A 1298-nucleotide genomic window follows, 5' to 3' on the forward strand; every position below is an offset into this window, starting at 1 on the left:
CAGGGCGGCTGCAAAGTCGTTTAGCTGGTAGTGATGCCGGCTAGTTTGAGGGCGCGATCCGGGTAGTTGCGGGCACCACGGGTGGCTTTGGCAAGGTTAGTTTCTCCTTGCAGCCGGAGAATCGTTATGGCGATGTTTCTTAGAGATGCCATCACGCGGGGTGCTTCACCGTTGCGTACTTGGCTATGGTCTTCCCGAAAAAGAACATCGCGGCGGTAGTGAAGACCGTTTTCGATGGCCCAATGACCGCGGATCCATGCCCCTATCTCTGATGGTTTCCCCTGTGACGGTGTCAGTGACGTGACGACGTACACCGTCTCTGTGTGCCACTTCCGGGTTCCCATTGGCCGTGACTTTCGGATGATCTGAGCGGCTTGGGCTGCGTGGGGAAAGTTGATGCCCTCAGCAATGCTCACGCACTTCACGGTCCGCTCAATGTCCCGGCCGTTAGCTCTCTCCACGGTCTTGTTCCCTGCCCTGACTCGTTTCCAAGGCAGGTCGGAGCATTGCTTGTGCAGACCAGGCTGGTTTCCCTTCACCGTGAGCACGTAGAAGGCGCCCCGGCCATGAAGATACTCGGCATGCTTACGCTGGGTATGGAGGGCATCCGCCGACACGACCACCCCGGTAAGGTCCGTGATGCCGTCCAATAGTGTTGAGAAATAGGGGATCTCGTTCGATTTCTCGGCTACCGATACCTGCCCCAACACGGCGCCAGTTCCGTGATCAATAGCCGCCATCAGATGGACCCTCGTACCGCCGCCATTCTTGGCACCACGTACTTCCTTGCCATCGAGAGCGACCGCGGCCAGAGACGTTGCACCCTGGGCCCATGCCCCGGCCAAGCGGTCCAGCATGTCAGCATCAAGACGTTCGAATACCCTCCCCAACGTGGTGGCGTGTGGCGAGCCGATCCCCAATGCGGCCAGCTGGTCCCGCGCCGTGTCAGCGGCCCATTCAGCCATCTCCACCAGCGTCGTTGCCCCTGCCAACACTGAGCAGACCATGATCACCAGCAAGTGCGGGAAACGGTGCCTGACCCCACGTTTCTTCCGAGGATCCGGGAGTTCACACAGAGCCGCAAGGACCTTACCCGGATCAACCTGAACCACATCCGGTGGAGTGAATTCGTCAATGAACAAAGCAAAGTGAGAAGATGACATACGAGAACTCCTGGCAATCCAGCGGCTTAGACACCATCTGGCTTAACAGGAGTTCTCACCTTTAAACAGCCACAACCCCGTTCGTCTCACATATTAAGACGCCATCCCCTCGCAAAAGACTTTGCAGCCGCCCTG

The 1298-nt window shown here is 58.2% G+C and carries 1 protein-coding gene; it reads right to left on the reverse strand.

From position 1 onward, the window contains the following. Positions 1–20: 20 nt before the first annotated feature. Positions 21–1163 carry an ISAs1 family transposase gene (locus ACX80D_RS17750; RefSeq protein WP_459324182.1) on the reverse strand — a complete coding sequence of 381 codons (1143 nt, stop codon included), beginning with the start codon at positions 1161–1163 and terminating at the stop codon, positions 21–23. Positions 1164–1298 lie beyond the last annotated feature (135 nt).

It is taken from the genome of Arthrobacter sp. Sr24, assembly GCF_054511175.1.